At 74.3% G+C, this 26,915-nt stretch carries 23 protein-coding genes; 16 read left to right on the top strand and 7 right to left on the bottom strand.

Translation table 11 applies throughout. The features are described 5' to 3' along the window. Positions 1-65 precede the first annotated feature (65 nt). Both F1C15_RS02935 and F1C15_RS02930 read left to right on the top strand, forming a co-directional pair. Positions 66-989, top strand: a complete 924-nt coding sequence (locus F1C15_RS02935; protein WP_185232859.1) for an SseB family protein — start codon at positions 66-68, stop codon at positions 987-989. A 150-nt stretch (positions 990-1,139) separates the two neighbouring features. After that, on the top strand, positions 1,140-1,484 hold the full coding sequence (locus F1C15_RS02930; protein ID WP_056055280.1) for a hypothetical protein: 345 nt from the start codon (positions 1,140-1,142) through the stop codon (positions 1,482-1,484). 31 nt (positions 1,485-1,515) lie between these two features. Here F1C15_RS02930 and F1C15_RS02925 read toward each other — a convergent pair whose 3' ends face one another. From F1C15_RS02925 to F1C15_RS02910, 4 genes are all read right to left on the bottom strand, one after another. After that, complete coding sequence (locus F1C15_RS02925; protein WP_185232857.1) at positions 1,516-1,911, bottom strand: hypothetical protein; 396 nt, start codon at positions 1,909-1,911, stop codon at positions 1,516-1,518. A 119-nt stretch (positions 1,912-2,030) separates the two neighbouring features. Next, complete coding sequence (locus F1C15_RS02920; RefSeq protein ID WP_185232855.1) at positions 2,031-3,833, bottom strand: DEAD/DEAH box helicase; 1,803 nt, start codon at positions 3,831-3,833, stop codon at positions 2,031-2,033. A 151-nt stretch (positions 3,834-3,984) separates the two neighbouring features. After that, complete coding sequence (locus F1C15_RS02915; protein ID WP_056055273.1) at positions 3,985-4,476, bottom strand: GNAT family N-acetyltransferase; 492 nt, start codon at positions 4,474-4,476, stop codon at positions 3,985-3,987. 226 nt (positions 4,477-4,702) lie between these two features. Beyond that, a complete protein-coding gene (locus F1C15_RS02910) occupies positions 4,703-6,331 on the bottom strand; it encodes a threonine/serine exporter ThrE family protein (protein ID WP_255465449.1) in 1,629 nt (542 codons plus the stop codon). 252 nt (positions 6,332-6,583) lie between these two features. Between F1C15_RS02910 and F1C15_RS02905 the strand changes: the two genes are divergently transcribed. The 12 genes from F1C15_RS02905 to F1C15_RS02850 all read left to right on the top strand — a co-directional run bounded on the left by F1C15_RS02905 (position 6,584) and on the right by F1C15_RS02850 (position 19,346). Beyond that, entirely contained in the window at positions 6,584-7,738 is a 1,155-nt protein-coding gene (locus F1C15_RS02905; RefSeq protein WP_185232853.1) for an SDR family oxidoreductase, read from the top strand. A gap of 216 nt (positions 7,739-7,954) precedes the next feature. Next, positions 7,955-9,085 (top strand): DUF475 domain-containing protein, encoded by a 1,131-nt coding sequence (locus F1C15_RS02900; RefSeq protein WP_056055266.1) that lies wholly within the window; start codon positions 7,955-7,957, stop codon positions 9,083-9,085. A gap of 177 nt (positions 9,086-9,262) precedes the next feature. Further along, positions 9,263-9,856, top strand: a complete 594-nt coding sequence (locus tag F1C15_RS02895) for a TerD family protein (RefSeq protein WP_056055264.1) — start codon at positions 9,263-9,265, stop codon at positions 9,854-9,856. A 59-nt stretch (positions 9,857-9,915) separates the two neighbouring features. Further along, a complete protein-coding gene (locus F1C15_RS02890; protein ID WP_056055261.1) occupies positions 9,916-10,497 on the top strand; it encodes a TerD family protein in 582 nt (193 codons plus the stop codon). Between the two features lie 91 nt (positions 10,498-10,588). Continuing rightward, positions 10,589-11,167: a TerD family protein gene (locus F1C15_RS02885; protein ID WP_056055259.1), complete on the top strand. Its 579-nt coding sequence runs from the start codon at positions 10,589-10,591 to the stop codon at positions 11,165-11,167. 53 nt (positions 11,168-11,220) lie between these two features. Beyond that, positions 11,221-12,465, top strand: coding sequence for a toxic anion resistance protein (locus tag F1C15_RS02880; RefSeq protein ID WP_243861375.1), 1,245 nt, complete (start codon positions 11,221-11,223; stop codon positions 12,463-12,465). A 3-nt stretch (positions 12,466-12,468) separates the two neighbouring features. Next, positions 12,469-13,008 carry a hypothetical protein gene (locus tag F1C15_RS02875; RefSeq protein ID WP_185232851.1) on the top strand — a complete coding sequence of 180 codons (540 nt, stop codon included), beginning with the start codon at positions 12,469-12,471 and terminating at the stop codon, positions 13,006-13,008. Then, a complete protein-coding gene (locus F1C15_RS02870) occupies positions 13,008-13,559 on the top strand; it encodes a TerD family protein (protein ID WP_056055253.1) in 552 nt (183 codons plus the stop codon). The genes F1C15_RS02875 and F1C15_RS02870 overlap by 1 nt, the downstream gene beginning before the upstream one ends. A 2-nt stretch (positions 13,560-13,561) precedes the next feature. Further along, on the top strand, positions 13,562-14,386 hold the full coding sequence (locus tag F1C15_RS02865; protein ID WP_185232849.1) for a hypothetical protein: 825 nt from the start codon (positions 13,562-13,564) through the stop codon (positions 14,384-14,386). Positions 14,387-14,392: 6 nt separating this feature from the next. After that, complete coding sequence (locus tag F1C15_RS02860) at positions 14,393-15,634, top strand: HpcH/HpaI aldolase/citrate lyase family protein (protein ID WP_185232847.1); 1,242 nt, start codon at positions 14,393-14,395, stop codon at positions 15,632-15,634. Further along, on the top strand, positions 15,631-18,504 hold the full coding sequence (locus F1C15_RS02855) for a phosphoribosyltransferase domain-containing protein (protein WP_185232845.1): 2,874 nt from the start codon (positions 15,631-15,633) through the stop codon (positions 18,502-18,504). The genes F1C15_RS02860 and F1C15_RS02855 overlap by 4 nt, the downstream gene beginning before the upstream one ends. Then, positions 18,501-19,346 carry an HAD family hydrolase gene (locus F1C15_RS02850; protein WP_167259313.1) on the top strand — a complete coding sequence of 282 codons (846 nt, stop codon included), beginning with the start codon at positions 18,501-18,503 and terminating at the stop codon, positions 19,344-19,346. The genes F1C15_RS02855 and F1C15_RS02850 overlap by 4 nt, the downstream gene beginning before the upstream one ends. Positions 19,347-19,525: 179 nt before the next feature. Here F1C15_RS02850 and F1C15_RS02845 read toward each other — a convergent pair whose 3' ends face one another. From F1C15_RS02845 to F1C15_RS02835, 3 genes are all read right to left on the bottom strand, one after another. Further along, positions 19,526-20,077, bottom strand: a complete 552-nt coding sequence (locus F1C15_RS02845; protein ID WP_185232843.1) for a hypothetical protein — start codon at positions 20,075-20,077, stop codon at positions 19,526-19,528. Between the two features lie 159 nt (positions 20,078-20,236). Then, entirely contained in the window at positions 20,237-20,995 is a 759-nt protein-coding gene (locus F1C15_RS02840) for an MBL fold metallo-hydrolase (protein ID WP_197982291.1), read from the bottom strand. Positions 20,996-21,059: 64 nt separating this feature from the next. After that, entirely contained in the window at positions 21,060-24,524 is a 3,465-nt protein-coding gene (locus tag F1C15_RS02835) for a DEAD/DEAH box helicase (protein WP_185232841.1), read from the bottom strand. A 204-nt stretch (positions 24,525-24,728) separates the two neighbouring features. On the opposite strand from F1C15_RS02835, the gene F1C15_RS02830 reads away from it, so the two are divergent. Further along, positions 24,729-25,874: a zinc-dependent alcohol dehydrogenase gene (locus F1C15_RS02830; RefSeq protein WP_185232839.1), complete on the top strand. Its 1,146-nt coding sequence runs from the start codon at positions 24,729-24,731 to the stop codon at positions 25,872-25,874. A 55-nt stretch (positions 25,875-25,929) separates the two neighbouring features. Then, a complete protein-coding gene (locus F1C15_RS02825; RefSeq protein ID WP_185232837.1) occupies positions 25,930-26,526 on the top strand; it encodes a hypothetical protein in 597 nt (198 codons plus the stop codon). The last annotated feature ends 389 nt before the right edge of the window (positions 26,527-26,915 follow it).

The following is a 26,915-nucleotide window of genomic DNA, read 5'->3' as shown; positions in this document are numbered from 1 at the left end:
ACCGCGAGTCGCCGTCCGGCACGGACTGGCCGGGCCCCGCGCCCACCCGTCGTAGGCTCGTCTCCATGGGTCTCTTCTCGCGCCGCACGTCAGTCCGACCCGCGGAGGCGCCCCCGAGCACGGAGCCGCAGGCCGACGAGGTCGGCCCCGCGCAGGCCAGCCGCGCTGGGACCGAGATGACCGAGGGTGGGCAGCCGACCCGCGACTCCTCGGGGCCCGTCGTCCACACCGCCCTGCAGCAGGCCCTGACCGGGTGGGGGCGGGAGAAGAACTCCGTCACGCTGGGCGCCGTCATGGCCGAGCTGACCGCCGGTGAGCTGCTGGTCGACCTCACGCGCTCGACCCTCGCCGACCCCGCCGCGGGGCCCCAGCACGGCGACGTCGTCGCCATCGCTCACCAGACCGACAACGCCGGCAAGCGCCTCCTGCTCGCCTTCACCAGCGCCGACCGCCTCGCCCGCTACCGCGACGGGGAGACCCCCGTGCCGTTCGCCCAGCCCGCGGCCGTCGTCGTCGACCAGGCCGTGCGCGAGTACGAGGGGCTCGCCCTCGACCCCGGCACCCCCGAGACGCAGTTCATCGCGTACTCGGACGAGCTCCGCCGAGGCCTCGGCGACGACGTCACCGCCTCCGTCCCGGTCGCCCGGGCGCTCGCCGAGCGCACCATCGCCTGGCCCGACATGCTCGAGCTGCTCCGCACCTCGCCGTCGTTGTACGTCGCCGAGGTCGAGCAGCGCGACGCGGGGGGCGAGGCCACCTCGACCGTCGTCGCCACGGCCACCGGCGAGCAGGGCGAGACCTGGTCGGTCGTCCACACCACCCCGGCGGCCGCCTGGGCCTGGGCGCCCGGCTCCACGGCCCGGGCGGTCTCGTTCGCCGACCTGGCCGGCGCGGCGCTCGCCGAGGGGCACGCCGGCGTCGTCGTCGAGCCGGGGGAGCGCTCCGTCGCCGTCACGCCCGACGAGCTCCGCGCCCTCGCCGACCGCTGACCTCGCCGACCGCTGACCTCGCCCCGGCGCCGTGCCCGGCGCGGCCGGACGGGGGGAGTCGCGGGTCGCCCCGCCGACACCCGTCGCCTCGCCGAGGGCGTTCCCCCAGCACGCCCTCGCTAACGTCGACGCAGACGAAGGAGGTGTGCCGTGCTCGACCCCGAGAGCTTCGTCGCCGTCCTCCTCATGATCGCCGGGCTGGTCGCCCTCGCGGTCGGCGTACCGCTCGTCGCGTCGTTCCTCATCGACGGCGTCGTCGCGATGATCCGCGGTCGCGGGCTGCGCGTCTTCGGGCTCGCCGCCGTCGGCACGCTGCTCACCGCGATCGCCGGGGTCGTCCTGCTCGTCGTGTCGCGCCTCCTCACGCAGGACCCGGCCGGCCTCGGGTCGACCGAGAGCGGGCTCGGCGGCGTTCTCATCTGGCTGGCGCCCGCCATGTGCGTGCTCGGCGTCGTGCAGAGCGTGCGACGGCTGACCGGGCGCCGACAGGGCTGACGGCGGCGCTGACGCCGGAGGCCGGCGCTCGTCAGCGCCGCGGCGCCGGGGAGATGGCGAAGACGACCGCCGCGACGACCGTGAGGGCCGCCGCGACCGGCACGAGCGGCGAGACGCCGTCGCCGAACGCCCCGACGACGCCGCCCGGTCGGCCGTAGCCGACGACGACCTCGCCGATCGCGAGCAGCACCAGTGCGAAGGCTGCGCCGAGCAGGCTCACCCGCCCCAGGTCGTGACGTCGCTGCCCGCCGTCGTCGTCACCGGCCAGGTCGGGGCGACGGAGCCGCATCCTGGCCCACAGCACGAGGGCCACCACCGCGAGCAGCAGCGGCACGACGCTGCCGATGGTGAGCGTCGTCTGCACGACGCCGAACAGGGCGCCCGTGCCCGTGGGGCCGGACGGTGCAGCAGCGAGGAGGGGGACCACGGGTACTCCAGGGCGACGTGACGGACGGACGGACGGACGGCCGGTCGGGGCCGGGACGACGGACGGCGCCCGTCGCAGTCACCTGCGAGCGGGCGCCGTCCGGGGAGGCGGAGCCGAGCCTACGAGTGGCGCGGCTTGCGGGGGCGCTCGTCGCGGTCGTCGCGACGGGGCGCACCGGAGCCGCCGCCACGGCGGTCGGGCTTGATCTCGATGAGCACGCCGCTGATGCGGGTCTCGACGAGACGGTCGAGCATCTCCTTGCTGACGTCCGAGGCGAGCTCGACGACGGAGAAGTCGGGGCGGATCTGGATCGCGCCGAAGTCGTCACGGCTGAGGCCGCCCTCGTTGGCGAGGGCGCCGACGATCTGGCGGGGCTCGACGCGCTGACGACGACCGACCTCGATGCGGTAGGCCGTCATCGGCTTCGACGTGCGGGGGCCGCGGTCGCGCTCGGGGCGCGAGCCACGGTCGTCGCGGTCGAAGCGGCCGCCCCGGTCGTCGCCGCCGCGGTCGTCACGGGCGGGACGGTCGTCACGCTCGCGCCGGGCCGGTCGCTCGTCTTTCGGGTCGAGCAGCAGCGGCGTCTCGCCCTGGGCGACCACGGCGAGGGCGGCGGCCACGTCGGCCTCCGGCACGTCGTGGTGCTCGACGTAGTGGCCGATGATGTCGCGGAAGGCGGCGATCCGGCTCTCCTGGGCCAGCGCCTCCGTGATCTGGTCGTCGAAGCGCGCGAGACGCGTGACGTTGACGTCCTCCAGCGTGGGCAGCTGCATCTGCGTCAGCGGCTGACGCGTGGCCTTCTCGATCGCGCCGAGCAGGCGACGCTCGCGGGGCGTGACGAAGCTGATCGCCGCGCCGCTGCGCCCGGCACGGCCGGTGCGGCCGATGCGGTGCACGTACGACTCGGTGTCGATCGGCAGGTCGTAGTTGACGACGTGGCTGATGCGGTCGACGTCGAGACCACGGGCCGCGACGTCGGTCGCGACGAGGATGTCGAGCTTGCCGCTCTTGAGCTGGTTGACCGTGCGCTCGCGCTGGGCCTGCGCCACGTCGCCGCTGATGGCGGCGGCGGAGTAGCCGCGGGCCCGCAGCTTCTCGGCGAGGGTCTCGGTCTCGTTCTTCGTGCGGACGAAGATGATCATGCCCTCGAAGTTCTCGACCTCGAGGATGCGCGTGAGGGCGTCGACCTTCTGCGGGTACGACACCATCAGGTAGCGCTGGGTGGTGTTCGCCGAGGTCGTGGTCTTCTGCTTGACCGTGATCTCTTCGGCGTCGTTGAGGTACTGCTTCGAGATGCGACGGATCTGGGGCGGCATCGTCGCGGAGAAGAGCGCGACCTGCTTGTCGTCGGGGGTGTCGGCGAGGATCGTCTCGACGTCCTCCGCGAAGCCCATCTTGAGCATCTCGTCGGCCTCGTCGAGCACGAGGTACTTGAGCTCGGAGAGGTCGAGCGTGCCCTTCGCGAGGTGGTCCATGATGCGGCCGGGCGTGCCGACGACGACGTGGACGCCGCGACGGAGCGCGCTCAGCTGGACGCCGTAGGCCTGGCCGCCGTAGACGGGGAGCACGTGGACGCCGCGCATGCCGGAGGCGAACTGCTCGAACGCCTCGCACACCTGGAGCGCGAGCTCACGGGTGGGGGAGAGCACGAGCGCCTGCGGCTTCTTGGCCGAGACGTCGAGGCGGCTGAGGATCGGCAGCGCGAAGGCGGCCGTCTTGCCGGTGCCCGTCTGGGCGAGCCCGACGACGTCGCGACCCGACAGGAGGGTGGGGATGGTGGCCGCCTGGATGGCGGAGGGGGTCTCGTAGCCGATCTCCTTCACGGCCTTGAGGACGGCATCGCTGAGCCCCAGGTCGGAGAAGGTCGGCGCAGAGTCGGGGGTGTCGGCGTCGATCTCGTCGCGCGTTTCGGTGGGGCTCATCCTGCAAGGGTAGAGGGTCGACGTCCTGATCGACACCGGGGCGTGCCGGGAGATCGGGGCGGACTGTACTCCAGCGCCCCGATCCGCGGCCCGGGCGGGCCCGGCCGGGCCCGCCCGGGCCGCGGGAGACCCGCTCTGCGGGCCTCCCCGATCACCGCAGGCGCAGCAGGAGGGTGTCGGAGTCGCCGTCGCGGCCGGCGGGGACGAAGCCGCGGTGCTCGTAGAGGGCACGCGCCGGGTCGTTGCCGTCCTCGACCGAGAGGCTCAGGCCGGGCAGGCCGGCCTCGCGCGCGTGGGCGACGAGGGCGTCGAGCAGCTGCCCGCCGAGACCGCGACCACGGTGCGCGGGCGCCACGCCCATGCTGAGCTCGGGGACGTCGTCGGCGACCCAGCCGTAGCCGCGGTCGCGCTCGTCGAAGGTCCGCCACCAGGCGGCACCGGCAGGGTGCCCGTCCACGACCGCCACGCGCCCGGCGTCACCGGCCCGCGGCCAGCCCGCCACGTAGTGCCAGATCTCGGGCCTCTGACGGAGGCCCGCGCGGTCGAGGCCGTCGGGCTGGCCCCGCCAGGTGAAGGCCTGGAACAGCACCTCGGCCAGGAACTCGGCGTCGTCGGCCGTCGCGGCGCGGAGCTGGGTGGTCACGAGCGCCTCCTGGGGGTCCGGCCGCGCCGCGGTGCACGACCGACGCCAGGCTAGCGACCCCGCTGCCCGGCCCGGCCGGACACGTCCCGGGCGGGACGAACCACGTCCTCGCAGGGGAACCACGCCGCGGCGTGGTTCGCAGGCGAGGACGTGGTGCCTGGCGACCAGCCCGGCCAGGCCCGCCGGCCCGCGGGCTGCCGCTGCCGCCGCGCGACGCGCCGCGCGCTCAGGTCGGCGGGACGGGCGGCACGGCCGGCGCCGGCGGCACGATCGCGATCGGCGACGTGTCGAGCCGCTGCGACTGCACGACGACGCGCTTCGTGCGACGGCGCAGGTAGCGCCGCGCGCCGGGCGTCGCGAGGAGGCTGCCGAGCACGAGCCCGGCGCCGATCGCGAGCGTCGTCGACATCGAGGCGACGAAGTCGACCGCGGCGCCGTCGGTGCCCGCCATGAAGTTGAGCAGCGCCGACGCCACCGCCAGCGAGGGCAGCAGCGAGCCGCAGAACGCCGGCACCGCGATCGCCGTCGCCGAGACCCGCAGCCGCGCCGCGACCACCGTGCTGAGCGCCCCGAGCAGCACCGCGACGAGGAAGGTCGCGCCGAGCAGCGGCAGCCCGAGCTGCTTCAGCCCCCAGAGCGACACGGTGCCGACGATCGCGACCCCGATCGCCACCGGCATCACGCGCGCGTTGGCGCCCTGCGTCACCGCGGTGGCCGCGGCGGCGAAGAACGTGGTGATGAGCAGCAGCCAGATCGGCAGCGACCGCAGGGTGATGTCGGTCGGGTCGACCTCGAGCGCGACGCCCGAGGTGAGCGCGAGGCCGCCGGGGATCCCCACGACGATGCCCGCCACGATCAGCACGATCACGAGGGCGCGCGACACGGCCATGGCCCGGAACCCCGAGATGGCGTCCTGCGCCCAGGTGACGATCGTCACGTGGGGCAGGATGAGCACGACCACCGCGGCCACCATCGCCGCCGCGCTGCCCGCGGGCATCGCCCCCGCCCAGATCGCGAGGGTGCCGAGGGCGGCGACGCAGGCCGACTGCAGCACGACCGCGAAGAACTGCGGGATCCCCTTGCGCGCGAGCCAGCGGCCCAGCGTCATGACGCCGATCATCAGCACGAAGGCCCCGACGGCGCCGACGATCGAGCCGCCGGCCTGCAGCGAGACCGAGACGCCGAAGAGGCCCATGGCCCCGTCGGTGATCCACGACGGCCACCGCGGCGGCGACTGCAGCACCTCGACCAGGCCCTCGACGGCGCTCGTCATGTCGCGGTCGTCGTGCAGCAGCTCGTCGACGATCTGGTAGACGAGCGACAGCCGGTGCAGGTCGCTGCCCTCCGCGCTCACCACGCGCATCTTGACGAGCGGCGGGCCCTCGGCCGGCGCGTACTGCAGCGTGATCGCGGTGCCCGTGATGTCGAGCTCGAGCGGGGCGAGGTTCCACTTGGTGCTGACGGCGACGATGGCCACCTCGACCGTGCGGACGTCGGCGCCGGAGGCGAGCATCACCTCGCCGAGGTCGAGGCAGAAGTCGACGATCTGGCGGGGCGAGTAGAGGTCGCCGAGCCGGCCGTGCTGCGGGGTCGTGCCCTCGTAGATGGTGCCGCGCAGGCGGGCGCGGACGTCGCGCATCTCCTGCGGGTTGACCCGGCGGCGGCGCTGTCGGGCCGGGCGGGCGGCGGGCTTGCCCGCGGGTGAGGCGGCCTCCCGGCGCGGGGGCGGCGGCGCTGACGGGTCGCGGAGCGGCGCGCCCGCGGCCGGGGTCACCGCGGTCGCGGGCGAGGGCGCGGTCGTCTCGGGCGCGACCGGCCGCGGCGGCGGGTCGTACGCGCGGGGGCCGTCGCTCACGGCCGGGCCCCCGAGGAGGTGCGGGTCGGGCCGCCGAGGCCGGCGAGGGTCGTCGAGGTGGTGCTCAGCGCGATCAGCGCTCCGTTCGGTCGGGCGACCGAGCGGATCGGTCTGGCGGGTCGGCCCGGGGGCGTCCCTCCACTGTAAGCGCGACCGGGGGACGGGTCGTCGACCGTGGGGCGGCCGGTCGGGTGACGCGCCCGGGCGGGGCTGTGGGGGAACACGGAGCGGCGCCGCGTACTTTCACGACACGTGACCGACAACACGACCACCCCCACGACCACCGGCCCGTCGACCGAGGGCGAGGCGGGGCCCGGCCCCGCCCGCGCCTCCGGCGAGGCCGACCGCACCGCGCTCGTCGTCGGCGCCAGCGGCATCACGGGCACCGCGCTCGTCGAGGCGCTCACGCGCGACGGGTGGGAGGTCCTCGCGCTCTCGCGCCGCGCCTCCTCCGCCCCCGGCGTGCGCGGCGTCGCCGCCGACCTGCGCAGCGCGGAGAGCCTCGCCGAGGCGCTCCGCGACGAACGGCCGACGCACGTCTTCTTCACGGCGTGGTCGCGACAGGAGACCGAGGCCGAGAACATCGCCGTCAACGCCGGCATGGTGCGCGACCTGCTCGCGGCCCTGGCGCACGCGCCCCTCCAGCACGTCGCCCTCGTCACCGGCCTCAAGCACTACCTCGGGCCGTTCGAGGCGTACGCGGCCGGCGAGATGCCCGACACGCCCTTCCACGAGGAGGAGCCGCGGCTCGACACCCCGAACTTCTACTACGCGCAGGAGGACGAGCTGTTCGCGGCCGCCGAGCGCCAGGGCTTCAGCTGGTCGGTGCACCGCTCGCACACGGTGATCGGCTACGCCGTCGGCAACGCCATGAACATGGGCCTGACCGTCGCGGCCGCCGCCACGCTCAGCCGTGAGCTCGGCCTGCCCTTCACCTTCCCCGGCAGCGAGACGCAGTGGAACTCGCTCACCGACATGACCGACGCGGGCCTGCTCGCCGACCACATGGTCTGGGCCGCCACCGACCCGGCCGGCGCCGACGAGCCGTTCAACGTCGTCAACGGCGACGTGTTCCGGTGGCGCTGGATGTGGCCGCGCCTCGCCGAGCACCTCGGCGTCGACCCCGCCCTCGTGCAGGGCTACGAGGGGGCGCCGCGCCCCTTCGAGCAGCAGTTCGCGGGGCGGGAGGCCGACTGGGCCGAGATCGCCGGGCGCCTCGGCCTGGCGGAGGCCGACCTCTCCCGGGTCGCCTCGTGGTGGCACACCGACGCCGACCTCGGCCGCGAGATGGAGGTCGTGACCGACATGGGCAAGAGCCGCGAGGCCGGCTTCCTCGGCTTCGTCCGCACCGAGACCGCCTTCGCCCGGCTCTTCACCCGCTACCGCGAGGCGCGCCTCATCCCGTAGCCCCGAGCGCCGCCGGGCTCGGCCGACGACCGGCCGGCCCAGCCCGGCCCCGCCCGACCCGGCCCGGCTGCACGATGTGCACGACCGCCGTGCCGAGGCCGCGGCACGCCCATATACTCGGCGGGTGCCCGGGCCGACGGCCGGGGCACCCCGTGGGGGCCCGGGCCCGCACGGTCACGAGCAGGCCGGCACGACCGGCCGAGGGGGAGTCGCCAGGTGTTCTTCAAGACGTTCGCGGGGTCGCTGGTCGTCACGGTGCTGGCCCTCGCGGTGGGCTTCGTCTACGGCGGCGTCGAGGCGCTGATCCTGGTCGCGGTGCTCGGCATCCTCGAGATCAGCCTCAGCTTCGACAACGCGGTGGTCAACGCCCGCATCCTCGAGCGCATGAGCGCCTTCTGGCAGAAGATGTTCCTCACCGTGGGCATCCTCATCGCGGTGCTCGGCATGCGGATCCTCTTCCCGCTGCTGATCGTCGCCGTCACGGCCCAGCTGAACCCGGTCGAGGCGATCCGCCTCGCGCTCGAGCAGGGCAGCATCGAGGAGCCCGGCACCTACGCGTACATCCTCAACGACGCGCACCCGCAGATCGCGGCCTTCGGCGGGATCTTCCTGCTCATGCTCTTCCTCGACTTCATGTTCGAGGACCGCGACATCCGCTGGCTGAAGATCCCCGAGCTCGCGTTCGCCTGGGTCGGCAAGCTGAGCAGCGCCTCCGTCGTCATCGGCCTCGTCGCCCTCGTCGTCGCCTCCCTCGCGGCGGGCGAGAAGCAGGCCGTCGTGCTCGTCGCCGGCGCGCTCGGCATGGTCGCGTACTTCCTCGTCACGGGCCTCGGCGCGCTGTTCGACGTGTCGGACGACGACGACGACCAGGACATCGACCCCGAGGAGGTCGCCGCACGCGCCGAGCGCATCAGCGCCGGTGGGCCGCGCAACACCGGCGGCAAGGTCGTGGGCCGGGCGGCCTTCCTGCTCTTCCTCTACCTCGAGGTCATCGACGCGTCGTTCTCGTTCGACGGGGTCATCGGCGCGTTCGCCATCACGAGCGACCCCATCCTCATCGCGCTCGGCCTCGGCCTCATCGGCGCGATCTTCGTCCGCTCGCTCACGGTCTTCCTCGTCCGGGCCGGCACGCTCGACGACTACGTCTACCTCGACCACGGCGCCCACTGGGCCATCGGCGCGCTGGCCACGATCCTGCTCGTGTCGATCAGCGTCCACGTCAACGAGGTCGTCACGGGACTCATCGGGGTCGTCTTCATCCTCGCCGCGTTCGCGTCGTCGCTGGTGCGCAACCGGCGCGTGGCGCGCGAGGAGGCGGCGGAGGCGCCGGTCACGGCCTCCCGCTAGCGGCCTCCGGGGGCCGTTCCGCGCCTCCCCGGTCACAGGGCTCCGACAGCTGCTCCATCGCCCGCGGTCAGCACCAGCCCAGGTCGTTCGGACAGGATGTCACCAGTCACACAGGCAACGAACAGGAGGAGCGGGCCTCGCGGCAGCTCTCCACCACGATCATCGAAGGAGAACATCATGGGTCTGAGCTTGCAGAAGGGCCAGTCGCTGAGCCTCAAGAAGGCCGACGGCGGGCAGCTGTCGAAGGTGCGCCTCGGCCTCGGCTGGGACAGCGCGACGCCGGCCAAGAAGGGCTTCTTCGGCGGCCTCAAGAAGGAGGCCGACGTCGACCTCGACGCCTCGGCGATCTTCTTCGACGCGAACGGCGCGGTGCTCGACCTCGTCTGGTTCCAGCAGCTCGCGAGCAAGGACGGCTCGGCCCGGCACACCGGCGACAACCTCACCGGCGAGGGCGACGGCGACGACGAGACGATCATGATCGACCTCACCCGCGTCTCGCCGAGCGTCAGCCAGATCGTCTTCGTCATCAGCAGCTACAGCCGCCAGACCTTCGACCTCGTCAAGAACGCGTTCTGCCGCGTCGTCGACGACTCGACCGCCGGCAGCCCCGAGGTCGCGCGCTACCAGCTGACCGACTCGGGCACGCACACCGCCATGATCATGGCCAAGGTCGCGCGCACGCCCGAGGGCTGGACCTTCACCGCCATCGGCGAGCGGGCCAACGGCCGGGCCGTGCCCGAGCTCGTCGGCCCCGCCGCCGCCGCGCTCTAGGTCGTCGGTCGAGCCGACAGCGCCCCGCACCAGGCACCCCGCACGGAAGGAACACATCGATGGCGAGCCTCACCCTCTCCAAGGGCCACAACCTCTCCCTCTCCAAGGCCGACCCGACCCTGAGCCGTGCCGTCGTCGGCCTCGGCTGGGACCCGCGGACCACCGCCGGCCAGGCCTTCGACCTCGACGCCTCGGCGCTGCTGCTCGGCGCCGACGGGAAGGTCCGGTCGCAGGACGACTTCATCTTCTACAACCAGCTGGCCACCCCCGACGGCTCCGTCGCCCACCTCGGCGACAACCGCACCGGCGAGGGCGACGGCGACGACGAGCAGATCCGCATCGACCTGTCGCTGCTGCCCCCCGACGTCGACCGCATCGTCATCTGCGTCACGATCGACCAGGGCGACGTCCGTCGGCAGAACTTCGGGCAGGTGCGCGACGCGTTCTGTCGCGTCGTCAACGAAGACACGGGGCAGGAGGTCGTGCGCTACGACCTCAGCGAGGACGCCGCCTCCGAGACGGCCATGATCTTCTCCGAGATCTACCGGCACGGCGCCGAGTGGAAGTTCCGCGCCGTGGGCCAGGGCTACTCCACCGGCCTCTACGGCATCGCCACCGACTTCGGCATCGTGCTCGACTGAGCCAAGGCCGCACCGCCCTCCACCACCAGCACCAGCACCGCCAGCACCACCGCACCCCGTACGCGCACCACCACGACAGAAGGACGACACCATGGCCGGACTCTCGCTCGCCAAGGGCAACAACCTCTCGCTCACGAAGACCAGCCCCGGGCTGACCGTCGCCACCGTCGGCCTCGGCTGGGACCCGCGCACCACCAGCGGCGAGGCCTTCGACCTCGACGCCTCGGCCCTCCTCGTCGGCCCGGCCGGCAAGGTCCGCTCGTCGGCCGACTTCATCTTCTACAACCAGACCGAGGCCGCCGACGGCTCGGTGAAGCACCTCGGCGACAACCGCTCCGGCGCGGGCGACGGCGACGACGAGCAGATCTCGATCGACCTGCAGAGCGTGTCGGCCGACGTCGACCGCGTCGTCATCGCGGTCTCGATCGACCAGGCCGACGAGCGTCGCCAGAACTTCGGCCAGGTCCGCGGCGCCTACTGCCGCGTGCTCGACCAGGACGACAAGGAGATCGTCCGCTTCGACCTCAGCGAGGACGCCGCGCCCGAGACCGCCATGGTCTTCGCCGAGGTCTACCGCAGCGGCTCGGAGTGGAAGTTCAAGGCCGTCGGCCAGGGCTACACCACCGGCCTCGCGGGCATCGCCGGCGACTTCGGCGTCACCTTCGGCTGAGCCGCCCCCACCACCCGGTTCCACCCCGTCGACACCTCAGGATCGGATCACCCATGAGCATGACCCTCACTCCTCCCGACCCCGACGAGAGCGGCGAGCTCGTCCTGCGCGCACCCGAGGCGCCGGCGATCGTCGAGCCCGAGACGGCGCCCGGCATGATCCCCGTGCCGGAGGAGCGCCAGGTCGAGATCCGGCGCCAGGCGCAGGAGTTCATCCGCGACGTGTCGACGCTCGACCCGCGGGCGCCCGAGTTCACCGAGAAGGTCGAGGGCATCTCGAGCCTCGCCAGCGCCGAGATGACCTCGTCGAGCGGCTACTCGACGCGCATGCTCGAGCGGTCGAGCTCGTCGGTCGCCGGGGCGAAGCGCGGCGGTGACAGCGCCCAGATCAAGGTCGCGAACACCCTGGGCGACCTGCGGTCGACGGTGGAGGACCTCACGCCGAACCAGGCCGACCTCGGCGTGGGCCGGAAGATCCTCGGGTTCATCCCGGGCGGGAACAAGCTGGCGAAGTACTTCCAGAAGTACGAGTCGGCCCAGACGCAGCTCGACGCGATCATCAAGTCGCTCATGTCGGGCAAGGACGAGCTCCTCAAGGACAACGCCGCCCTTGCCGGCGAGAAGCAGCAGCTCTGGGAGACGATGGGTCAGCTCAGCGAGTACGCCGTCTTCGCCGACGCCCTCGACCAGGCCGCGACCGCCAAGATCGACTCCGCCCGCGCCTCCGGCCAGCTGGAGCAGGCGCAGAAGCTCGAGGCCGACGTCCTCTTCCCGATCCGCCAGCGCCGACAGGACATCCTCACGCAGCTGGCGGTGTCGGTGCAGGGCTATCTCGCCATGGACCTCATCCGTAAGAACAACGTCGAGCTGGTGAAGGGCGTCGACCGGGCCCGCACGACGACCATCGCCGCCCTCCGCACGGCCGTCACGGTCGCGGCGGCCCTGGCCAACCAGAAGATGGTGCTCGACCAGATCGACGCCATCAACACCACGACGAACAACATGATCCTGCAGACCAGCGAGATGCTGAAGGACCAGACCGCCCGCATCCACGAGCAGGCGTCGTCGTCGGGCGTCAGCGTCGACACGCTGCAGAAGGCCTTCGACAACGTGTTCGCGACGATGGACTCGATCGACTCCTTCCGCTCGCAGGCCGCGCAGAACATGTCCGGCACGGTGGCCGCCCTCGAGGCCGGCATCACCCGGGCCAAGCCCTACCTGGAGCGCAGCCGCCAGGGCGAGGCCGCCGAGCTCGGCGGCGCGACCGCCCGCCCGGCGCTGGGCGGCCCCTCGGCCTAGCCGATGGTCTTCGGCAGGATCTTCGGGCGCGACCGGGACGACTCCGTCCCGGCGCGTCCGTCGTCGACCCCGGGGGAGGCGGTGGCCGCGGCCGGGGAGGCCGTCGCGTCGGCGCTCGGGCAGGGCGCCACGACGCCGGAGGCCCGTCGGCTCGAGGAGCTGTCGCGCTCGATCGACGCCGGCGGAGGCCGCCTGCCCACCCTCGTCACCTCGCGCCTGCTCCAGATCGTCGACGTGCTCCGCGAGTCGGCGGCCCTGATCGAGTCGCAGGGCGCCTCGACCGAGCAGCGGGTGCTCATGGAGCAGCTCGTCGAGGACCACGTGCCCACGCCGCTCGGCCGCTACCTCTCGCTGCCCGCGGCCGACCGCGCCGACGACTCCCGCCCCACCGCCCTCTTCGTCGAGCAGCTAGGCATCGTCCACGAGACCGTGCTCGACTTCACCAACCAGGTCAGGCTCGGCGCGATCGAGGAGCTGTCGACCCACGGCCGCTTCCTCCGCTCCAAGTTCGATGAGCCGACCCTCCGACTGGAAGGACCCTGATGGGCGAGATGGTGCCCGGCAGCAACGCCGCGCTGACCGCCGAGAACCCCGACGTGCACGAGCTGCTCGTCGGCTTCTCGTGGCAGACCACGCCGAGCCGCGGCCCGCAGCCCGAGCTCGTGCCCCTCGCGGTGCTCTGCGGCGCGGACGGCACCGCCCGCACCGGCGACGACGTCGTCTTCTTCAACCAGCTGGTCTCGGCCGACGGCGCCGTCGCCTTCGACGGCGACGCCGACCAGGAGCAGATCGACGTCGACCTCGCCCTCGTGCCCGACGACGTGGCCAAGATCGTCTTCGTCGTCTACGTCGACCCCGACCGCCGCGGCCTCGGCACCTTCGGGGCCGTCCGCCAGGCGAGCATGCGCGTCGCCACGAAGGACGGCCGCGACCTCGTCCGCTTCGTCGTGCCGAGCGACGAGAACCACGCGATCAACGCGATGCTCTTCGGCGAGCTCTACCGCCACCGCGACGACTGGAAGTTCCGCGCCCTCGGCCAGGGCTACACCACCGGCCTCGCCGGGGTGGCCCGCGACTACAAGGTCACGCTCTAGCCGTGGCCGAGCGTCCGACGCGCACCGACCTCGTCTTCCTGCGACGGCGGGTGAAGCCGCAGGTCGCGGTGCCCGACCTCCCCGCCACGCCGGCGCCGGCGCCGGCACCGGCGCCGGTCTCGGCTCCGGTCTCCGTGGCTCGTCCCGCCCCTGCTCCGGAGGCGCGGGTCGGCGACCCGGGGCGCGCCTCCTCGGGCCTGTCGCTCGGTGGCCCTCGCAGCTCGACGCCGCCCGCCGCGTCGAGCGCGTCCGGTGCGACCGGCCCGACCCGCCCCGCTCGCCCCGCTCGCTCCGCTCGCCCGTCGCGCCCCGCGCCGTTCCCCGCGCCCGACGTCACCGACGTCCGCGAGCTGAGCCGCGACCAGCCCGTCGTGCGGCTCTCGCCGCGGCGGTCGGCGATCGGCACGCTCGTGGTCACCGGCGGCGTGCACGCCGTGTGGGAGAGCACGGAGCTCGTCGACGGGGCAGCGTTCTCGACCGGCCAGCGCATGGGCGACGTCGTGACGACCAGCGGCAACCGCCCCCTCGTGGCCTTCGACGGCGACGAGGTGCTCGTCACCCTGCGGCACGTGCGCGAGCTGCGCCGGGCCCTGGTCGTCGCGGGCGACGGCGCGTGGCTGGAGGTCGAGCTGCCCGGCGATCGCCGCCTGTCGGTCGACCCGGCCGAGCCCGGCGAGCGGGTCGCGCTGGCGATGCTCGTCGTCGACGGCCTCCTCGAGCTGCGCCGGGTGACCCTGCCGGACACCCTCACGCCACCTCTCGTCCACCAGAGATTCGGGTACTCGATCCCCGAGCGTCCCGGTGACAGCGCCCCGAACGGGAGATGATCGCCCATGCGCCATTTCGGCTTCCTCAGCGACGAGCAGCTGTCGCTCGTCTTCCACACGATCCCGCAGCGGCTCGACCTCTCGTCGCCCGCGCCGCTGCTCGCGGTCGCCCTCGGGGCCACGCTCTACTGCCCCGGCACGCGCCCCGACCTCGTCGGCGCGGTGCACAAGCAGGCGGCCCGTGGCGTGATGAGCATGGTGCTCTGCCTGGAGGACAGCGTCGCCGACGACGAGGTCGACCAGGCCGAGGACGCCGTCGTGGCGGCCCTGGCCGAGCTGCACCGCGAGCAGTCCGGCGACCTCGCACCCGACGCCGCGCCGCTGCCCGTGCCCCTGCTCTTCGTGCGCGTGCGCACGCCCGAGCAGATGCTCCGCGTGGCCGAGCGGTCGGGCTCCGCGCTCGACGTGCTCAGCGGCTTCGTGCTGCCGAAGTTCGAGAACCAGGACGGCTACGCCGACCGCTTCTTCGCCGTGCTGCACGAGATCCACGAGCGCTTCGACCAGGGCGGCGACGCGGCCCGTCGGCGGCTCCGGGTCATGCCCATCCTCGAGTCGCCCGTGATGATCCACGCCGAGACGCGCACCGCGGCGCTCGAGGGCATCACCGACGTGCTGCAGCGTCACCGTGACGACGTGCTCGCCGTCCGCATCGGCGCGACCGACCTCTCGAGCGCCTTCGGCCTCCGCCGGTCGCGCGACCTCACGATCTACGACGTGGGCGTCGTCGCGTCGATGATCGCCGACATCGTCAACCGGCTGGGGCGCCACGACCGCGGCTTCGTCATCAGCGGCCCGGTCTGGGAGCACTACGCCGACACCGAGCGCCTCCTGCGCCCCCAGCTGCGCATGACGCCGTTCGTCGAGGCCGACGACGTCGACCTGCGCCGCCGGCTGCTGCTCGAGAACTTCGACGGCCTGCTGCGCGAGATCGCGCTCGACCAGGCGAACGGCATCACGGGCAAGACCGTCATCCACCCGTCGCACGTCGCGCTCGTGCACGCCATGAGCGTCGTCAGCCACGAGGAGTACCACGACGCCCTCGCGATCACGGATCGCCAGGGCGGCGGCGCGGTCGCCTCGCCGTACCGCAACAAGATGAACGAGATGAAGCCGCACCGCGCCTGGGCCGAGCGCACGCTGCTGCGCGCCGCGGCCTTCGGGGTGGCTGCGGAGGAGACCACGTACGTCGACCTGCTCGAGCTCAGCATGCGGGCGACCTCGCTGAGCCTGGCCGGAGGCGCGGCGTGAGCGCGAGCGCCGGGCCGGTCTCCGAGGCGGTGCGGTCCGCCGCGCCCGCCGCCGCCGCACCCGCCGCCCCCTCGACGCCGCCCGCCCTTCCGATGTCGCCCGAGAGCGGCTTCGTGCACGACCGGGTGGGCATCGTCGTGCGCTCCGAGGGCGACGGCCTGGTGCCCGTCGAGCTCCTCGTCGGCCTCGCGCTCCGGCGGAACCCCCGACGGGCGCACCTCCTCGTCTCCACCGTGCTCGCCAAGCACGTGCCGACCGTCCCCGGCCTCGCCGTGGTGGCGGGCGAGCTGCTCGGCACGGCGGCGGACCTCGCGCTCGGCGAGGGCGACGCGGGCGCCCGCGGTGCCGAGCTCCGGCGGCTGGCGGGCGAGTTCACCAGGCTGCTGGCCGAGCGGGAGGCCGAGGGGGAGGCGCGGGCGCGACTCCGGGGCGACCTCGCCGCCCTGCGCGGTGAGCTGGCCGCCCTCCGCACCGGGCACCCCGGCGTCGCGACGCTCGGCTACGCCGAGACGGCGACCGGGCTCGGGCGCCTCGTCGCCGACGCCCTCGGCTCCTGGTATCTCCACTCGACCCGGCACGACCCCGCGGGCGCGGTCGCGTTCGGCGCGTTCGAGGAGGCCCACTCGCACGCCACCAGCCACCGGCTGCTGCCGACCGACCCGTCGCGGCTGCGCGTCGGCGGCACCGTGGTGCTCGTCGACGACGAGCTGAGCACCGGGGCGACGGTGGTCGACACCGTCCGTGACCTGCACGCGCGGGTGCCGCAGGAGCGCTTCGTCGTGGCGGCCCTCGTCGACCTCCGGGGCGACGACGACCGGGCGGCGCTCGACGCCGTCGCGCGCGAGCTCGGCACCCGCGTCGACGTCGTGGCGCTCGGGCAGGGGCGCGTCGAGCTGCCCGCCGACGTGCTGACCGTCGGGGCCGACGTGGCGGCCGGGCTCGGCGAGGCCGTGCCCACCCTCCGCCGTGCCTCGGCGGCCGACGCCGTCGCGCTGCTCGACCTCCGCGACGTGGTCGCCCCGGTGCGGAGCGAGCGGTTCGGGGTCGACGCCCCGGCCGCGACGGCCGACGTCGACGTGCGCGGCGTCGTGGCGGCCGTGCTCGACGCCCTGCCGGCCGAGCTGCGCGAGGGCGTCCGCGGCGACGACCCGGTCGTCGTGCTCGGCACCGAGGAGTTCCTCTCCGTCCCCCTCGCCGTCGCGCACGAGCTCGACGGGCACGTGCCCACACGGGCCTCGTCGACCACGCGGTCGCCCATCGCCGTGCTCGACCGCCCCGACTACGCGGTCGCCTCGGGCGTCACCTTCCGCAGTCACGACGTGACCCTCGACGGCCCCGGCCCGCGGCACGCCTACAACCTGTCGCGGGCCGGCGCGCGGCCGCGCGTCGTCGTGCTGATGCCCGAGCCGGGCACCGACCCCGCCGAGCTCGTCGGCGCCGGGAGCGTCACCGAGGCGCTCTGCGAGGTCGCCGAGCACGTGCTCGTCGTGCTGCTCGCGGCGGCCGACGACGCCCCCGCCCCCGCCCCCGCCCCCGCGCCCGCCCGCCCCGCCGACCGCCTCACCGAGAGATCCGCCGTGCAGCCCAGCCCCGCCTCCACCGCCCCTGCCGCCCCGACCGGGGCGTCGCGCCCCGCCGACGAGCTGCCCGAGCTGGCCGAGCGCCCCGGCCTGCCCGAGCCGCTCGTCGGCCCGGCGTTCGGCTCGTACGACGCCGACGACGTCTCGTGGCTGCTCACCGACCTCGGCGACGCGCAGCTCGAGGCGCCCGCGCACGAGCGCGAGGCGACGCTGCAGGGCGGGACGGCCAACTACGCCGAGTCGCTGCCGATCGAGTACCAGCCCACCCCCGAGTACCAGGCCCTGTACGAGGAGGCGCTGGCTCGGTCGGCGGACCGTGTCGCGACGGCCGTCGGGGTCGTCACCGACCTCGTGCTCGCCGCCCGCGACCAGGCCCCGGTGCTCGTCTCGCTCGCGCGGGCCGGCACCCCCGTCGGGGTGCTGATGCGCCGCTGGGCCGCCCGCGTGCGCGGCGTCGACGCCCCGCACCTCACGATGAGCATCGTGCGCGGCGTGGGCCTCGACCCGGTCGCCCTGCGCTGGCTGGTCGCCCACCACGACCCGGCGCGCGTCGTCTTCGTGGACGGCTGGACGGGCAAGGGCGCCATCACCCGCGAGCTCACCGAGGCGCTGGCGCGCTTCGAGGAGACCGACGGGGTGCGCTTCGGCGACGACCTCGCCGTGCTCGCCGACCCGGGCCGCTGCGCGTCGACCTGGGGCACCCGCGACGACTTCCTCATCCCGTCCGCGTGCCTCAACTCGACCGTCTCGGGCCTCGTCTCGCGCACGGTCTACAACCGTCGGCTGATCGGCGACCACGACTTCCACGGCGGCAAGTTCTACTCGGAGCTCGCCGACGCCGACGTGTCGCGCGCCTTCGTCGACACGGTCTCGGCGCGCTTCGACGCCGTCGTCGACGAGGTCGACCGCCGCGTCGCCGCCGCGGCGACGGAGCCCGACCGGGCCGCCGGCCCGACCTGGGCCGGCTGGGAGGCCGTCGAGCGCATCAGCGCCGAGCAGGGCGTGCACGACGTGAACCTCGTCAAGCCCGGCGTGGGCGAGACGACCCGCGTGCTGCTGCGGCGCATCCCCTGGAAGGTGCTCGTGCGCGCCGACGCCCTCGACGAGGTCCGCCACGTGCTGCTGCTGGCCGAGCAGCGCGGCGTGCCGGTGGAGGTCGTCGACGAGCTGCCCTACAGCTGCGTCGGGCTGATCCACCCCGTGCACACCGCCGGGGCGACCGGTGCCGACGGGCGCGCCGTGCGCGCCGAGCCAGCCCCGACCGCCCCGACCGACGGAGGCGCCCGATGAGCCGCGCCCCCGTGGTCGTCGCCTGTGACCTCGACCGCACCCTGATCTACTCCGCCGCGGCGCTGCGCCTCCAGGGCGACGACCGCGACGCGCCCGACCTGCTCGTGGCGGAGGTCTACGGGGGCGTGCCGATCTCGTTCACGACCCGCGCCTCCGAGGGGCTGCTCGTCTCGCTCGCGGCCGCGGCGCACCTCGTCCCGGTGACGACGCGCACCGTGGCCCAGTACCAGCGCGTGCGGCTGCCGGGCGTCCGGCCGACGCACGCCGTGACGACCAACGGCGGCGCGCTGCTCGTCGACGGCGTGCCCGACCTCGACTGGCGACGACGCCTCGACGCCCGCGTCGCGGAGGAGTGCGCGCCCCTCGCCCAGGTCGAGGCCCTCCTGACCGATGCGCACTGGAGCACCTGGACGCTCTCGGTCAAGGTCGCGGAGGACCTCTTCGTCTACGCGGTCGTCGACCGTGCCGAGATGCCCGAGACGGCAGTGGCCGACCTGGCGGCGCGCTGCGACGAGCTCGGCTGGACGGTCTCGGTGCAGGGCCGGAAGGTCTACTGCGTGCCGAGCCCGGTCACCAAGGCGGCGGCCCTCGAGGAGGTGCGGGCCCGCACGGGCGCCGACCTCGTGCTCGCCGCGGGCGACTCGCTGCTCGACCAGGGCATGCTGGAGGTCGCCGACCACGCCTTCCGCCCCGCCCACGGCGAGCTGCACGACCTCGGCTGGACGGCGTCGCACCTCACGGTGACCGACGCCGACGGCGTGCTGGCCGGTGAGGAGCTGCTGAGGCGGATGTCGGCCGTCGTCGCCGACGCGGCCCGCGCCCCCGCACCCGTCTCCGCGTAGCGCCCGGCCCGGCCCCGCCGCCCACCGCCCCTCGTCCGCCATCGGCGCACCCGTCACGCCGGCGAACCACCGACTGATCAACGAACCACGCCATGACGTGGTTCGTTGATCAGTCGGTGGTTCGGTAGGCCGGGCTGGGGTGGGCCGGGCGCTCGGCCGGCGAGCCGGGGGGAGCAGCGTCAGCGGGGGGAGTCGCCCTCGCCGTGCTGGCGGTCGCTGCCCGACGAGCGCTGGCCCCGGTCGCCGGCGTCGTGTAGGTCACGGGGGTCGGCCTCGCCCTCGGGCAGCGTGCCCCGGCGCGGGTCGGCGGCCTCGAGGTCGTCGTCCGACGGCGCCGGGGCCCCGCCGTGCCGTGCCGGCAGCTCGTCGTCGGCTGCGTCGCGCACGGCGTCGTCGAGCGCCTCGCCGTCGCGGGCGTGGGCGACGACCGAGCGGGCCGTCGCGCCGAGCACCTCGGCGGCGTCGACGCCGCGGGCGTCCGCCAGGGCGTGGCTCAGGCCGGCCGCGAGGGCCCCGCCAGCCGTGCCGAGGGTCGTGACGACCTCCTGCTGCCGCTCCGTGAGGGGCTGGTCGGTCTGCCCCGCCACGACCTCCCGCAGGTTCTCGTCGCTCGCGTCGAGGGCCGCGTCGTCCTCCTGCGTGATGGCGGTGGCGTGCGAGACGATCGCGAGCGCGAGCTCGGCGGCGTCCTGCTCGGGCGTGCGCGGTGCGGTCGAGTCGTCGGAGTCCATGCGCGTGACGCTACGCGGAGGGTCCCTCGCATTGTCGGCGTCCTCGGAGGCGCGGAGCGGCGACCCGTGGTCGGTCGCCCCGGCACGCGCCTCAGCGAGTCCGAGGCGTCAGCGAGTCCGAGACCTCAGCGCGCTCGACACCCCAGCGCGCTCGGGCCCTCAGTGCGCCCCGCGGCGCCGGGCCTCCGAGACCGCCTGCGCCGCGCCTCCCCGGAACGGCGCTCCGTGGCCGGGCAGCAGCACCCGCGCCCCCGTCGCCGCGATCCGGTCGAGCGACGCCAGGGCCAGCTCGCTGTCGGCCGTCGCCGCGCCCGCGACGATCTGCGGGCCCCGCCGGCCCGTGTACGGGTCGAGCGTCACCACGGCGTCGCCGACGATGACCGCGTCTCGGTCGGGCAGGTGCAGCGCGACGTGGCCGTCGGTGTGCCCCGGGGTCTCGAGCAGCACGGCGCCCGCGGGCAGGGCCGCCTCCGTGATCGGGCGCGTGTCGAGCACGGCGGGCACGGAGAGGGCGCCGGCCAGGGCCATGCGGGTCAGCGCGGGCACCGCGGCGGGGTGCTCGACCGGGTAGCGCCACCGGGGCCGCTCGTGCCGGTACGAGTACGGGTGCCGCGCGAACCGGGCGTCGTCGGGGTGCACCCAGACGGGCAGCCCCCACTGCTGGCGCAGCCGCCGGGCCGTGCCGACGTGGTCGAAGTGCGCGTGCGTGAGCAGCACGCCGTCGACGTCGCCGAGGCCGTGGCCCAGCTCGAAGAGCGACTCGACGAGGTGCGGCCACACCCCCGGCAGGCCCGCGTCGACGATGAGCACGCGGTCGCCGTGCTCGACGAGGTAGAGGTTCGTGTCGGCGTGCTCGAGCCGGTGCACCCCGGGGGCGACGTCGCGGTCCAGCACGGCACGGGGGCGCAGAGGAGACATGGCTGCCACGCAAGCACCGGGGCGCGGCGGCCGGTGACGCCTTGGCACGGCGGGGCGCGACCGCCTAGTCGAGCAGCCCGCGGATGTCGTCGGCCGTCAGCGCCGAGCTGAAGACGGCGTCGTCGTCGACGACCGCGTCGAAGAGCGCGGCCTTCTTCTGCTGCAGCGCGAGGACCTTCTCCTCGACGGTGTCGTTCGCGATCATCCGGTAGACCATGACGTTCTTCGTCTGGCCGATGCGGTGCGTGCGGTCGACGGCCTGCGACTCCGAGGCGGGGTTCCACCACGGGTCGAGCATGAACACGTAGTCGGCCTCGGTGAGGTTGAGCCCGAAGCCGCCCGCCTTGAGGCTGATCAGGAACACGGGGGAGGCGCCGCCCTTGAACCTCTCGATCACCTCGCCCCGTCGCCGCGTCGAGCCGTCGAGGTACTCGTGCGCCGTGCCCCGCTGGTCGAGGCGCTCGGCCACGCGCCCGAGGAACGAGGTGAACTGGCTGAAGACCAGGGCCCGGTGCCCCTCGGCCACGACGTCGTCGAGCTCGTCGAGCAGCTGGTCGAGCTTCGCCGACGGCACGTCGGAGTACTCGGGGTCGATCAGCGCCGCGTCGAGCGCGAGCATGCGCAGCAGCGTCAGCGACCGGAAGACGATGAACCGGTTGCGGTCGAGGTCGTCGATGAGGTCGAGCAGCTTGAGTCGCTCGCGCTGGAGGAACGCGTCGTACAGCTCGCGGTGCGCCGGGGCGAGGTCGACGCGCAGCAGCTGCTCCTGCTTGGCGGGCAGGTCGGCGGCGACGAGCTCCTTCGTGCGGCGGAGCATGAGGGGCCGGATGCGCGCCCGCAGCCGCGCGAGCAGCTCCGGTCGTTCACCGGTCGCGATCGGCTTGACGTAGTCGTCGGAGAAGCGGACGTGCGTCGAGAGCAGGCCCGGGGCCACGACGTGGAAGAGCGCCCAGAGGTCGGTCAGCGAGTTCTCGAGCGGCGTGCCCGTGATCGCGAGCTTGAACGGCGCGTCGAGCTCGACGGCGCAGCGGTGCGCCTGCGAGGAGGGGTTCTTGACGAACTGCGCCTCGTCGAGCACCAGCCCCGCCCAGGCGTGCCGGGAGTAGCTGGCCGCGTCGAGCCGGAACAGCGCGTACGACGTGACGACGAGGTCGACGTCGCCGCCGGCGAGGACCGCGGCGAGCCGCCGCCGGCTCTTCGCCTCGGTCTCGGTCACGACGTGCACGCGGAGGCCGGGGGTGAAGCGCGCCGCCTCCGACGCCCAGTTCGGCACGACCGAGGTCGGCGCGACCACGAGGAACGGCGGGCGCCCCGCCGACCCGGCCCGCGCCTCCCGCCCGCGCGCCTCCTCCTCGCGCACGTGCGCCGGTGCCTCCCGCTCGCGCCCGTGCGCCCGCGCCTCCTCCTCGCGCACATGCGCGACGAGCGCCAGCGTCTGCACCGTCTTGCCGAGGCCCATGTCGTCGGCGAGGACCCCGCCGAGGCCGTGCTGGTGCAGGAACGCCAGCCAGCGGAAGCCGTCGAGCTGGTACGGCCGCAGCTCGGCGTCGAGGCCGGCCGGCACGGGGGTGTCGGCCACGCCCGGCAGCTGGTCGCCGGCCGCGAGCTCGAGCAGGCCGCCCACGGCGCTCCGCCAGGCGTCGGCCTGCACCGTCGCGTCGGCGAGGTCGTCGAACTCCGACCAGAGCGAGGCCTGGTAGCGGTTGATGCGCGGCCCGGCCTCCCACTCGTCGAGGCCGGTGGCCTCGTCGATCAGGCGCTTCAGCTCGTCGAAGGCGGGGTGGGCGAGCGACAGGTACGACTTGTCGACGAGCAGCATCTTGTCGCGCCGCTTCGCGAGGGCCGTGAGCAGCGGCACGAGCGGCACCGTCCGCCCCTCGACCGTGACGAGCACCCCGAGGTCGAACCAGTCCCTCTTGTCGGTCTCGACCGTGGTGACCGTCAGGTGCGGCGCCTCGGTGAGCTCGCGGTAGTCGGGGCGCTCGCCGTCGACGACGACGCGGAGGTCGTCGCGCGCCTCGAGCTCGGGCAGGCGGGTGGCCACGAACTCGGCGGCGGCGACGCCCTTCAGGGTCGCCCCGCGCGCGGGGACGCCGAGCGCCTCCAGGTCGAGCGACGTCTCGTGCGCGGAGAAGGGCTCGGTGCGGCCGGCGATCACCCAGCGCCAGGTCAGGGCGAGAGCGTCGCCGGCGCTGAACGAGGCCGTGAGCACGAGCTGGGGAGGCAGCACCTCGGGCAGCGCGACCGACTCGTCACGGCTGGTCACGGCGACCGCCTGCTGCAGGCCCGGGTACCAGTCGCGGAGGAACTCCTCGGCGTCGGCCTCGGGCACCGTGATCTCGGCCGTGCTCGTCAGCAGCTGCCTCTGCTCGGGGGCCAGCGGGGCGACGGTCGGGGCGAGCACGACGGCGAGGTGCGGCTGGGGCGTCGCCACGTACACGCCGTGGTCGCCGATCGTGCCGGTGTCGGCCGCGGCGTGCGGCTCGCCGTCGACCGTGACCCCGGCGCTCAGCACGAGGCCCCGGCCCGGATCGGTGCGCGCGTCGACGGTGACGCGGGCCCCAGCGGCGACCGTGACGTCGGTGGCGCGCTTGCCGGTGACGAGGGCGACGCCGAGCCGGCGGGCCTCGGCGAGCAGGGGCCAGAGCAGCGGGCTCGTGAAGTCGTCGAGCATCAGCCAGTCCGCCTCGCCCGGCACGTACGAGGCGTGCACCGACCGGTGCAGGGCGGCGAACTGCCCGAACCAGGCGTGCTGCTCCGCCCCGATCGCGAGCCGGTTCATCTGGTAGGGCAGCGACGTCCAGGTGAGGTCGCCCCGCACCCAGTTGCCCGTCGGGCTGAGGCTGACCGGCCGCACGCCCAGACGCCAGCTCGCCGCCCCCGACGGCCGGACCGGAGCCGGGGAGGCGCCCCCCGCGCCCGCGAGGGAGCTGCCGCTCACGAGGCCCCCGCCGAGCCCGCCCGTCGAGCGCTCGTGCCGGTCGACGCGCGGGACGTCCCACCGGGCGCTGCGGGGCGGGGCGACCCGCGGCCGCAGCTCGAACAGCAGGCCCATGGAGGTGGTGCGGGCGTCGCGGGGCGCCGGCCGGCCGGTGAGGCCGCCGAGCCGGGCGCGCCAGTCGTCGGGGGAGGGGGCCGCGTCGCCGGCCGCGCCGCCGCCGGCCCGGGGCGAAGGGAGGTCGCCGTCGCCGCCGAGCGGCGCGGCCGCGGGCGGGGCCAGCGCCGCCGCGTTGTTGGCGAGCAGCACGGCCGCGACGTGCTTGCAGTCGCCGCCGAGCGGGCAGGTGCAGGTGCTGCGCGAGGGGCGGCTCTGCTCGCCGCGCGTCGGCTGGAGGACGATCTCGCACCGGTAGGGCTCAGCGCTGCTGCCGCGGACGGTGCCGGTGACGACCTGGTCGACGGGGTCGTAGGCGATGTCGCGGACCCGGTCTTCGCGCGAGTACTGCCGCCCCTTGGCGAAGGGGCGCGGGCCGACGAACCGGATGACGTCGACGGCGTCGACGAGCGGCGCGACGTCGAGGAGGGGCATGACGACCATCTTCGCAGCGACCGCCGACACCCGTCGCCGCCGCGCACCCGCCTCGGCGAGGCCGCCGCGGATGGTAACCGGGGACGGGCCGCGCAGGCAAGGCCCCCGGCGCGGTCGGCCCTCACCGCGACTCCCGTCGTTCACTGGCGTCGACCAGGGGCACCGCGCCGAGGGGCCGGGCCCGACGACGAGGGAGGACGAGCCGTGCGAGCGATGACCTACCGGGGGCCGTACAAGATCCGCGTGGAGGAGAAGGACGTGCCGCGCATCGAGCACCCGAACGACGCGATCGTCCGGGTGACGCTGGCGGCGATCTGCGGCTCCGACCTGCACCTCTACCACGGGCTCATGCCCGACACCCGGATCGGGCACACCTTCGGCCACGAGTTCATCGGGGTCGTCGAGGAGGTCGGGTCGTCGGTCGAGACCCTGAAGAGGGGCGACCGCGTGATGGTGCCCTTCAGCATCTACTGCGGCTCGTGCTGGTTCTGCGCGCGCGGGCTGTGGTCCAACTGCCACAACGTCAACGCGAACGCCACGGCCGTCGGCGGCATCTACGGCTACTCGCACACCACGGGCGGCTACGACGGCGGCCAGGCCGAGTTCGTCCGCGTGCCGTTCGCCGACGTGGGGCCGAGCATCATCCCCGACGACATCGCCGACGAGGACGCCCTGCTGATGACCGACGCGCTCAGCACCGGCTACTTCGGCGCGCAGCTCGGCGAGATCAGCCAGGGGGACACGGTCGTCGTGCTCGGCGCCGGGCCCGTGGGCCTCTTCGCGGCGCGCTCGGCGTGGTTCATGGGCGCCGCGCGGGTGATCGTCGTCGACCACCTCGAGTACCGACTGGAGAAGGCCCGCACGTTCGCCCACGCGGAGACGATCAACTTCGCCGAGCACGACGACGTGGTCGTCGAGCTGAAGAAGCAGACCGACTACCTCGGCGCCGACGTCGTGATCGACGCGGTGGGCGCCGAAGCCGACGGCGACCTCGTGCAGCACCTGACCAGCGCCAAGGCCAAGCTGCAGGGAGGGTCTCCCGTCGCCCTGAACTGGGCCATCGACGGCGTCCGCAAGGGCGGCACCGTCTCCGTCCTGGGCGCCTACGGCCCCCTCCCGAGCGCCGTCAAGTTCGGCGACGCCCTCAACAAGGGCCTCACGCTGCGCATGAACCAGGCGCCGGTCAAGCGCCAGTGGCCGCGCCTCTTCGAGCACATCCGCGCCGGGCACTTCCGGCCGAGCGACGTCGTCACCCACCGGGTGCCGCTCGAGCACATCGCCGAGGGGTACCACCTCTTCTCCGCGAAGCTCGACGGGAACATCAAGACCCTCGTGCTCCCCGGCGCCTGACTCCGCCCGCCGACCCTCACGACCCACCCCCACATCCCTGCACCTGGAGGCCCCCATGAGCGACCACGACGACGTCCCCCTCGCCTACCTCCCCTCGAAGCCCCGTGCGGTACCGACGCAGGAGCAGCTCCGGGCCCGCGTGCCCGGCTGGGGCGCCGACCTCGACCCGGCCGACCGCCCTTCGCACCCGAAGCTGCAGTACGCGCCCGGTGCCTCCGGAGCGCACTGGGAGTTCCCCGAGCGGCAGCCGGGCGGCGAGGGGCGGGAGCGCTCGATCGAGCACGCCTTCGTCACGCCGGTCTTCGGCACGGCGCAGCCTCTGCACGGGCTCTCGGGCGCGATCCGCCGCGTGGCGTACGACCGCTACAGCGAGGGCCGGCTCGCGCACTGGCTCCTGCTCGTCGTCGGCGACCGGGTCGACTCGACCGGCGCCCACCTGCGGTCGCTGGTCAGCGGCCGCCCCGACGGCCTGCTGCGCGAGACCGGCGTCACGGCCGAGGCCCGGAAGGAGGCGCGGGCCACGTCGCGGGACCGCACCCGCGTCGACCGCCGCCACCGCTGGCTCGACCCGCTGATCGTCGCCGGGCCGTGGGTCGTCACCGGGGTGGTCGCGGTGCGGGGCGTCGCGAAGGTGGTCCGCGCCCTCCGCTGAAGGCGCCGCCCGCGTGACGCCCCGAGGGCGCGACGGGGGACAGCTCGGGGCGGTACGGGGCGCGCCGCGTACCCCGCTGACTGCGACCTGGGTGACACCGCGGGTGAGGGCGTACCGTTCCACGGGCTGGAAGCGTTCAGCGCTCCCACCGGCCGGTGTCGCACTGCACCCCTGCCCGTGAAGCTCAGTCGCAGGGCGACGCCAGCGCCAGACAGGGCACGACCGCCGGCGCGGTCGTGCCCTGTCGTCGTCCCGAGGGCGGACGACCCTCGGCCGGGTGGGCGCGCGCGCCCCTCACGGGGTGCCACACTTGTCGCGACGAGTCCGACCCCGTGCTCGTCGACCCCGGCCTGATCCCTGCCGGAGCACCGAGAGCTGCCACGGACCGA

Source organism: Frigoribacterium sp. NBH87, from assembly GCF_014217665.1.
Taxonomy (GTDB): domain Bacteria; phylum Actinomycetota; class Actinomycetes; order Actinomycetales; family Microbacteriaceae; genus Frigoribacterium; species Frigoribacterium endophyticum.
This window is presented reverse-complemented; position numbering and strand designations above follow the sequence as displayed.

What these genes read in the sequence shown, in the direction of transcription:
- F1C15_RS02935 (WP_185232859.1), top strand. Translation starts at nt 66, where the DNA reads ATGGGTCTCTTCTCGCGCCGCACGTCAGTCCGACCCGCGGAGGCGCCC.
- F1C15_RS02890 (WP_056055261.1), top strand. Translation starts at nt 9,916, where the DNA reads ATGGCGAGCCTCACCCTCTCCAAGGGCCACAACCTCTCCCTCTCCAAG.
- F1C15_RS02870 (WP_056055253.1), top strand. Translation starts at nt 13,008, where the DNA reads ATGGGCGAGATGGTGCCCGGCAGCAACGCCGCGCTGACCGCCGAGAAC.
- F1C15_RS02840 (WP_197982291.1), bottom strand. Translation starts at nt 20,995, where the DNA reads ATGTCTCCTCTGCGCCCCCGTGCCGTGCTGGACCGCGACGTCGCCCCC.
- F1C15_RS02875 (WP_185232851.1), top strand. Translation starts at nt 12,469, where the DNA reads ATGGTCTTCGGCAGGATCTTCGGGCGCGACCGGGACGACTCCGTCCCG.
- F1C15_RS02880 (WP_243861375.1), top strand. Translation starts at nt 11,221, where the DNA reads ATGAGCATGACCCTCACTCCTCCCGACCCCGACGAGAGCGGCGAGCTC.
- F1C15_RS02860 (WP_185232847.1), top strand. Translation starts at nt 14,393, where the DNA reads ATGCGCCATTTCGGCTTCCTCAGCGACGAGCAGCTGTCGCTCGTCTTC.
- F1C15_RS02895 (WP_056055264.1), top strand. Translation starts at nt 9,263, where the DNA reads ATGGGTCTGAGCTTGCAGAAGGGCCAGTCGCTGAGCCTCAAGAAGGCC.
- F1C15_RS02885 (WP_056055259.1), top strand. Translation starts at nt 10,589, where the DNA reads ATGGCCGGACTCTCGCTCGCCAAGGGCAACAACCTCTCGCTCACGAAG.
- F1C15_RS02835 (WP_185232841.1), bottom strand. Translation starts at nt 24,524, where the DNA reads ATGCCCCTCCTCGACGTCGCGCCGCTCGTCGACGCCGTCGACGTCATC.
- F1C15_RS02850 (WP_167259313.1), top strand. Translation starts at nt 18,501, where the DNA reads ATGAGCCGCGCCCCCGTGGTCGTCGCCTGTGACCTCGACCGCACCCTG.
- F1C15_RS02845 (WP_185232843.1), bottom strand. Translation starts at nt 20,077, where the DNA reads ATGGACTCCGACGACTCGACCGCACCGCGCACGCCCGAGCAGGACGCC.
- F1C15_RS02825 (WP_185232837.1), top strand. Translation starts at nt 25,930, where the DNA reads ATGAGCGACCACGACGACGTCCCCCTCGCCTACCTCCCCTCGAAGCCC.
- F1C15_RS02920 (WP_185232855.1), bottom strand. Translation starts at nt 3,833, where the DNA reads ATGAGCCCCACCGAAACGCGCGACGAGATCGACGCCGACACCCCCGAC.